The organism is Vibrio sp. 10N.222.46.A1 (assembly GCF_041473595.1).
In the GTDB taxonomy this organism is placed as follows: Bacteria; Pseudomonadota; Gammaproteobacteria; order Enterobacterales; family Vibrionaceae; genus Vibrio; species Vibrio tasmaniensis_A.
This window is the reverse complement of record NZ_JBFRSN010000882.1, coordinates 1,304-1,784: the sequence shown is the minus strand read 5'-3', so window position 1 is coordinate 1,784 and position 481 is coordinate 1,304. Positions and strand designations below refer to the sequence as shown.

The following is a 481-nucleotide window of genomic DNA, read 5'->3' as shown; positions in this document are numbered from 1 at the left end:
TGTTGCATTCTTCCTAGAATCCACCTTTGTTGGACTGTTCTTTTTCGGTTGGGAAAGGCTGTCCAAACGCCAACACCTTATGGTGACTTGGCTGGTGGCGTTGGGCTCAAGCTTTTCTGCATTATGGATTCTGGTTGCTAACGGTTGGATGCAAAACCCGATTGGATCGGAGTTTAATTACCAAACCATGCGTATGGAAATGACTAGCTTTGCCGAAGTGGTGCTCAACCCAGTTGCTCAAGTTAAGTTCTTACACACAGTCGCTTCGGCTTATACCTGCGGTGCGATGTTTATCCTTGGCGTGAGTTCATACTACTTGCTTAAAGGTCGTGACGTTGCTTTTGCAAAACGTTCGTTTGCTGTCGCAGCTTCGTTCGGCATTGCTTCTATCATATCGGTGATCGTATTAGGTGATGAGTCGGGCTATGAACTGGGTGACGTCCAAAAAGTAAAACTCGCAGCGATTGAAGCTGAATGGCAC

The 481-nt window shown here is 46.8% G+C and carries 1 protein-coding gene; it reads left to right on the top strand.

Going from position 1 to position 481, the window contains the following annotated elements; translation table 11 throughout:
* A partial coding sequence (locus AB4496_RS21470) for a cytochrome ubiquinol oxidase subunit I (RefSeq protein WP_372131894.1) occupies nucleotides 1-481 on the top strand: 481 nt, incomplete at both ends.